Origin of the sequence: Streptomyces sp. adm13(2018), from assembly GCF_008042145.1 — a bacterium.
Taxonomy (GTDB): domain Bacteria; phylum Actinomycetota; class Actinomycetes; order Streptomycetales; family Streptomycetaceae; genus Streptomyces.
The window spans coordinates 1,406,823-1,413,203 of record NZ_RDBH01000129.1 but is presented as its reverse complement, the minus strand read 5'-3'; the positions used below and the strand labels follow the sequence as shown (position 1 = coordinate 1,413,203).

The following is a 6,381-nucleotide window of genomic DNA, read 5'->3' as shown; positions in this document are numbered from 1 at the left end:
GCGCTGCCCCCCGGCCCCCGGCGGGGCGTCTAGCGCGGAGGGCGTACCGGGGGGACACGGCGGAGGGCCGGGGCGATCGCCCCGGCCCTCCGCCGTGTCCCGGCCCGACGACCGGGCCTACTTCTTGCGGCCGCGCTTCTCGCGCACGCGCACCGAGATGTGGATCGGGGTGCCCTCGAAGCCGAACTCCTCGCGGAGGCGGCGCTCGATGAAGCGGCGGTAGCCGGCCTCCAGGAAGCCGGAGGCGAAGAGCACGAACCGGGGCGGCTTGGTGCCCGCCTGGGTGCCGAAGAGGATGCGGGGCTGCTTGCCGCCGCGGATCGGGTGCGGGTGCGCCGCGACGATCTCACCGAGGAAGGCGTTGAGCCGGCCGGTGGGGACGCGGGTCTCCCAGCCGGCGAGCGCGGTCTCGATGGCCGGGACCAGCTTCTCCATGTGGCGGCCGGTCTTGGCGGAGACGTTGACGCGGGGCGCCCAGGCGACCTGCTGCATCTCGGTCTCGATCTCCCGCTCCAGGTAGTAGCGGCGCTCCTCGTCGAGCTCGTCCCACTTGTTGTAGGCGATGACGATGGCGCGGCCCGACTCGACCGCCATCGTGATGATGCGCTGGTCCTGGACCGAGATGTTGTCGGTGGTGTCGATGAGGATGACGGCCACCTCGGCCTTCTCGACGGCGGCGGCCGTCCGCAGGGAGGCGTAGTAGTCCGCGCCCTCCTGGAGGTGGACCTTCTTGCGGATGCCCGCGGTGTCGACGAACTTCCACGTCACGCCGCCGAGCTCGATCAGCTCGTCGACCGGGTCGCGGGTGGTGCCGGCCAGCTCGTTGACGACGACGCGGTCCTCGTTCGCCACCTTGTTGAGCAGCGAGGACTTGCCGACGTTCGGGCGGCCGATGAGGGCGATGCGGCGCGGGCCGCCGACGGCGTTGCCGAAGCGCTGCTCGGGGGCCTCGGGCAGCTTCTTCAGAACCTCGTCGAGGAGGTCGCCGGTGCCGCGGCCGTGCAGCGAGGAGACGGGGAACGGCTCGCCGAGGCCCAGGGACCACAGCGTGGCGGCGTCGGCCTCGCCGGACTGTCCGTCGACCTTGTTGGCGGCGAGGACGACCGGCTTCCCGGCGCGGCGCAGCAGCTTGACGACGGCCTCGTCGGTGTCGGTGGCGCCGACGGTGGCGTCCACGACGAAGAGGCAGGCGTCGGCGGCCTCGATGGCGAACTCGGCCTGGGCGGCGACGGAGGCGTCGATGCCGAGGACGTCCTGCTCCCAGCCGCCGGTGTCGACGACCTTGAAGCGGCGGCCTGCCCACTCCGCCTCGTAGGTGACGCGGTCGCGGGTGACGCCCGGCTTGTCCTCGACGACGGCCTCGCGGCGGCCGATGATGCGGTTCACCAGGGTCGACTTGCCGACGTTCGGACGGCCGACGACGGCGAGGACGGGGAGCGGGCCGTGGCCGGCCTCCTCGATCGCGCCCTCGACCTCTTCGGCGTCGAAGCCCTCTTCGGAGGCGAGCTCCATGAACTCCGCGTACTCGGCGTCGCCAAGTGCCCCGTGGTCGTGCTGGTCGTTCATGAAGTCCGTTCCTTGATCATTCGTGGTCGGTGGGTCCCCGGGCCGCGGGGCCCACTACTGAAAGTCTCGCTCAGCGTCCCGTGAGGCGCCTGGCGTTTTCCAGGTGGTCGGTGAGCTTCCCCTGGATCCGTACGGTGGCCTCGTCGAGCGCCTTGCGCGTGCGGCGGCCGGAGCCGTCACCCGCCTCGAAGGCGTCACCGAAGACGACGTCGACACGGCCGCGCAGCGGAGGCAGTGCCTTGACCAACCGTCCGCGGCGCTCGGTGCTTCCCAGCACGGCCACCGGGACGATCGGCGCACCGCTGCGGACGGCGAAGTACGCCAGGCCCGAGCGGAGCGAGGCGAAGTCGCCCTCTCCCCTGGTGCCCTCGGGGAAGATCCCGAGGACGCCGCCCTGCTCCAGGACGCCCAGGGCGTTGCCTATCGCGGTGCGGTCGGTGCCGTGGCGGTCCACCTTGAGCTGCCCGATGCCCTCCAGGAAGCTGCCGAGCGGGCCGACGAACGCCTCCTTCTTGATGAGGAAGTGCACGGGGCGCGGTGCGGTGCCCATGAGCATGGGGCCGTCGATGTTGTGCGCGTGGTTGACGGCGAAGATCGCGGGGCCGGAGGCCGGCACCCGCCAGGCGCCGAGCACGCGCGGCTTCCAGAAGCCGTACATCAGCCCGATCCCGATGCGTCTGCCGACGGCGGCGCCCCTCTCCGAGGGCAGGGTCACTTGGCGGCTCCGCGCTTCTCGTCCACCAGGGTGACGACGCACTCGATGACCTGGTCGAGGGTGAGCTCGGTGGTGTCGACCTCGACGGCGTCGCCGGCCTTGGCGAGCGGCGAGGTCTTCCGGCTGGAGTCGGCGGCGTCCCGCTTGACCAGGGCTTCCTTGGTGGCCTGTACGTCGACGCCCTTGAGCTCGCCGGAGCGGCGGGCGGCGCGGGCCTCGGGCGAGGCGGTGAGGAAGATCTTGAGGTCGGCGTCGGGCAGCACGGTGGTGCCGATGTCCCGGCCCTCGACGACGATGCCGTGCTCGGCGCCGCGGGCGATGGACCGCTGGAGCTCGGTGATGAGGCTCCGCACCTCGGGGACGGCGCTGACGGCGCTGACCTTGGAGGTGACCTCGTCGGTACGGATGGGTCCGGCCGCGTCGGCGCCGTCGACGGTGATGGTGGGCCGCGCCGGGTCGGTGCCGGAGACGATCACGGGCTTGGCGGCGGCGTTGGCCACGGCCTCGGCGTCGTGGACGTCCACACCGTTGCTGATCATCCACCAGGTGATCGCCCGGTACTGGGCACCGGTGTCGAGGTAGCTCAGACCCAGCTTGGCGGCGACCGCCTTCGAGGTGCTGGACTTGCCCGTGCCGGAGGGCCCGTCGATGGCGACGATCACGGATTCCACGGTGGGAACACCTTCCTGGGGTGAGTGGCGGGCCCGGCGGAGTGCGGGGGACCTCCACAAGGTTACCGAGTCCCCGGCACCCGTTCGGCCCAGCCCGCGGGGGCGGGGCCGCCGGGCGGACCCGCCCGCCCCACGGGCCGCGCCCCGTCGCGGGCGGCACGGGCGGGGGCGCGTCCGCGAGCGTGCGGCGTCCCGGGCTTCGCGGGCGGGGGCGGCGCGGGTGGCCGGGCTGCACGGGCGGGCGTCGCGGGCAGCGGCTCGGTTGGCCGGGCTGCACGGGCGGGCGTCGCGGGCACCGGCGCGGTTGGCCGGGCTTCGCGGGCCGCCCCCGCGTGCGGGGCGGCGCGTCAGCTCGTGCGGAGGGCCCAGCCCCGCTCCTGCAGGGCCGTGCCGAGCACGGGTGCCGCCGAGGGCTCCACCATGAGCTGGACGAGACCCGCCTGCTGGCCCGTCGCGTGCTCGATGCGGACGTCCTCGATGTTGACCCCGGCGCGGCCCGCGTCGGCGAAGATCCGGGCCAGCTCGCCCGGCCGGTCGCTGATGAGGACGGCGACCGTCTCATAGGCGGTGGGCGCCGCGCCGTGCTTGCCGGGGACGCGGGAGCGGCCGGCGTTGCCGCGGCGCAGCACGTCCTCGACGCCCGAGGCGCCGTCCCGGCGCTTGTCCTCGTCGGCGGACTGCAGCGAGCGCAGGGCGCGTACGGTCTCGTCGAGGTCGGCGGCGACCCCGGAGAGGACGTCGGCCACGGGGCCCGGGTTGGCGGAGAGGATCTCGACCCACATACGGGGGTCGGAGGCCGCGATCCGGGTGACGTCCCGGATGCCCTGCCCGCACAGGCGCACGGCCGACTCGTCGGCCTCCTCCAGGCGCGCGGCGACCATCGACGACACCAGCTGCGGGGTGTGGGAGACCAGGGCGACCGCGCGGTCGTGGGCGTCGGCGTCCATGACGACGGGCACGGCCCGGCACAGCGCCACGAGCTCCAGGGCGAGGTTGAGGACCTCGGTGTCGGTGTCCCGGGTGGGGGTGAGCACCCAGGGGCGTCCCTCGAAGAGGTCGGCCGTCGCGGCGAGCGGGCCCGAGCGCTCCTTGCCGGACATGGGGTGCGATCCGATGTACGCGGAGAGGTCGAGGCCCAGGGCCTCCAGCTCGCGCTTGGGGCCGCCCTTGACGCTCGCCACGTCGAGGTAGCCGCGGCCGAGCCCGGCGGCCATGGTCTCGGCGAGGGTGGCGGCCACGTGCGCCGGGGGCACGGCGACGACGACGAGGTCCACGGGGCCCTCGGGCGCCTCGTCGGTGCCGGCGCCGAGCGCGGCGGCCGTGCTGGCCCGCGCGGGGTCGTGGTCGCGCAGGTGGACGGTGACACCGCGGCCCGCGAGCGCGATCGCGGCCGAGGTGCCGATCAGTCCGGTGCCGATGACGAGGGCTGTTCTCACTGGGCGATGTCCTTGCGCAGGGCGGCCGCGGCGCCGAGGTAGACGTGCGCGATCCGGGACTTGGGGAGTGCGGTCTCGACGTGGGCGAGGAGGCGGACGACCCGCGGCATCGCGCCCTCGATGTCGAGCTCCTGTGCGCAGATCAGGGGGACGTCGACGATGCCGGCGCGGCGGGCCGCCGCGGCGGGGAAGTCGCTGTGGAGGTCCGGGGTGGCCGTGAACCAGATGCTGATGAGGTCGTCGGCGTCGAGTCCGTTGCGTTCGAGGACGGCGGTGAGCAGCTCTTCGACCTGCTCGCCCATGTGCCCGGCCTCGTCCCGCTCCAGCTGGACGGCTCCTCGGACCGCTCGTACCGCCACGTCGTGCTCCTTCGCCTGCGTCAGTGCTCCGTTCAGCCTAGTCAGCGGCCGGACGGCGTGCCGGGGCGCCCGCCCTCCGAGACGGAGTACGGGCGCCCGTGAGCGTGTGTCCGGGTCTGCGGGGCACCGGCGAGAACCGGTCCGTCCGTCAGAGCCGCTGCTCGCGGATGATGTCCTCCAGGGAGCCCTGGGGCATCGAGCCCGTCGGCGTCAGCTTGTCGACGGCCTGCGGCAGCGACCGGGCGATCTCGTCGGCGGCCTCCTGGGGGCTGACGCCGGCGTCCTGGGCGACCTGCTGCAGGGTGTCGTCCGGGAGGGCCTCGGCGATCTGGGCTCCGCTGACGGACTGGTTCTCGCCGGTGCCGACCCAGGACCGGGTCTGGTCGGTGAGGCCCGACCTGGTGAGCATGTCGAGGAGCCCGCCGAGGGGGTTCGACGCACCGCCCGCACCGGCCGCGCCGCCGCCCTGTGCACCGCCCTGTCCGCCGGCGAGCGCGCCGATCAGGGAGCCGAGGATGCCGCCGGCGCCGCCGCTCTGCCCGCCGCTTCCGCCGCCGCCGAGGAGGCTCCCGAGGAGACTGCCGAGGTCGTTACCCGCCATGGTCCTGCCTTTCGTCCGGTTCGAAACAGCCTCAATGTCACCCGAACCGCCGCGTTCCGCCACTCGGGGTAGCGGCCGGACCGGTGGTCCCGCGCGGTAGAACTGTCGGCATGCTCCTGCACGTCGTACCGCTGGCCGACTGGTCCGCCGCCCCCGATGCCCCGTACGCCCCGCCGTCCCTCGCCGCCGAGGGCTTCGTCCACTGTTCGCCGGACGAGGCCGCGGCCCTCCTGATCGCCGACAGCCACTACCGGGACGCACCCGGCCCGCTCCTGGTCCTGGTGATCGACGAGGGGCGGCTGGCCGCGGAGGTCCGCCGGGAGGGGTCGGGACCGACGCTCTTCCCCCATGTGTACGGGCCGATCGAGCGGGAGGCGGTGACCGGGGTCCTGGAGGTGCGGCGGGACGCGGAGGGCCGTGCGAGGGAGCTGACGGCCCGGGCGTAGGCGTGTTGCCGGGCCCCGCGGTGCCGCGGCGCCAAGGTGGCCGTATGACTTCACGCCTCACCCACCCGACCGCACTCGCCGCGAGCCGCCGCACCGTCCTGGTCGCCGCGGCGGCCCTGACGGCGGGCTGCGGCTCGGACGACGGGGGCGACGGCGGCACGGCCACCGACGCCCCGGCCACCCCGGGCGACACGGCGGACACGGGCGCGCCGAGCACGCCAGCGTCCTCGGCCGCCCCCGGCGGCGAGCGTCTGGCCGCGACGGCGGACATCCCGGTGGGCGGCGGCAAGGTCTTCGCCGCGGAGAAGGTGGTCGTCACCCAGCCCACGGCCGGAGACTTCAAGGCGTTCTCCGCGGTCTGCACCCACCAGGGCTGCCTGGTGAACAAGGTCGCGGACGGCACCATCGACTGCCCCTGCCACGGCTCCCGGTTCAGCGTCACCGACGCCGCGGTGGTGACGGGCCCGGCGACGCGCCCGCTGCCGCCGGAGCGGATCACGGTCTCGGGAGACTCGATCACCCTGGCGTAGTCCGGCGCCGTCCCGGGGGTCGGGCCGGCCGGGGGGGGGGGGAGCCCGCGCCGGCGG

At 74.3% G+C, this 6,381-nt stretch carries 8 protein-coding genes; 2 read left to right on the top strand and 6 right to left on the bottom strand.

Features of this window, described 5'->3' with window-relative positions; genetic code table 11:
* Nucleotides 1-117: 117 nt before the first annotated feature.
* From der to EAO70_RS23170, 6 genes are all read right to left on the bottom strand, one after another.
* Nucleotides 118-1,566: a ribosome biogenesis GTPase Der gene (gene der, locus EAO70_RS23200; RefSeq protein WP_148004733.1), complete on the bottom strand. Its 1,449-nt coding sequence runs from the start codon at nt 1,564-1,566 to the stop codon at nt 118-120.
* 70 nt (nt 1,567-1,636) lie between these two features.
* On the bottom strand, nt 1,637-2,224 hold the full coding sequence (locus EAO70_RS23195) for a lysophospholipid acyltransferase family protein (protein WP_261993049.1): 588 nt from the start codon (nt 2,222-2,224) through the stop codon (nt 1,637-1,639).
* A gap of 53 nt (nt 2,225-2,277) precedes the next feature.
* Nucleotides 2,278-2,952 (bottom strand): (d)CMP kinase, encoded by a 675-nt coding sequence (gene cmk / locus EAO70_RS23190; RefSeq protein WP_148004731.1) that lies wholly within the window; start codon nt 2,950-2,952, stop codon nt 2,278-2,280.
* 347 nt (nt 2,953-3,299) lie between these two features.
* On the bottom strand, nt 3,300-4,388 hold the full coding sequence (locus EAO70_RS23180) for a prephenate dehydrogenase (protein ID WP_148004729.1): 1,089 nt from the start codon (nt 4,386-4,388) through the stop codon (nt 3,300-3,302).
* On the bottom strand, nt 4,385-4,747 hold the full coding sequence (gene aroH, locus EAO70_RS23175; protein ID WP_148004728.1) for a chorismate mutase: 363 nt from the start codon (nt 4,745-4,747) through the stop codon (nt 4,385-4,387). The genes EAO70_RS23180 and aroH overlap by 4 nt, the downstream gene beginning before the upstream one ends.
* 148 nt (nt 4,748-4,895) lie before the next feature.
* Complete coding sequence (locus EAO70_RS23170; protein ID WP_148004727.1) at nt 4,896-5,348, bottom strand: YidB family protein; 453 nt, start codon at nt 5,346-5,348, stop codon at nt 4,896-4,898.
* Between the two features lie 110 nt (nt 5,349-5,458).
* Here EAO70_RS23170 and EAO70_RS23165 point away from each other — a divergent pair, with 110 nt between their 5' ends.
* Both EAO70_RS23165 and EAO70_RS23160 read left to right on the top strand, forming a co-directional pair.
* Nucleotides 5,459-5,794, top strand: coding sequence for a DUF952 domain-containing protein (locus EAO70_RS23165; protein WP_148004726.1), 336 nt, complete (start codon nt 5,459-5,461; stop codon nt 5,792-5,794).
* Nucleotides 5,795-5,838: 44 nt separating this feature from the next.
* Complete coding sequence (locus EAO70_RS23160) at nt 5,839-6,324, top strand: Rieske (2Fe-2S) protein (RefSeq protein ID WP_148004725.1); 486 nt, start codon at nt 5,839-5,841, stop codon at nt 6,322-6,324.
* Nucleotides 6,325-6,381: the final 57 nt, after the last annotated feature.

Bases quoted from the DNA above. Each gene is read 5' to 3' on its own strand.
- EAO70_RS23160 (WP_148004725.1), top strand. From the start codon at position 5,839: ATGACTTCACGCCTCACCCACCCGACCGCACTCGCCGCGAGCCGCCGC.
- EAO70_RS23170 (WP_148004727.1), bottom strand. From the start codon at position 5,348: ATGGCGGGTAACGACCTCGGCAGTCTCCTCGGGAGCCTCCTCGGCGGC.
- EAO70_RS23195 (WP_261993049.1), bottom strand. From the start codon at position 2,224: ATGTACGGCTTCTGGAAGCCGCGCGTGCTCGGCGCCTGGCGGGTGCCG.
- EAO70_RS23165 (WP_148004726.1), top strand. From the start codon at position 5,459: ATGCTCCTGCACGTCGTACCGCTGGCCGACTGGTCCGCCGCCCCCGAT.
- der (WP_148004733.1), bottom strand. From the start codon at position 1,566: ATGAACGACCAGCACGACCACGGGGCACTTGGCGACGCCGAGTACGCG.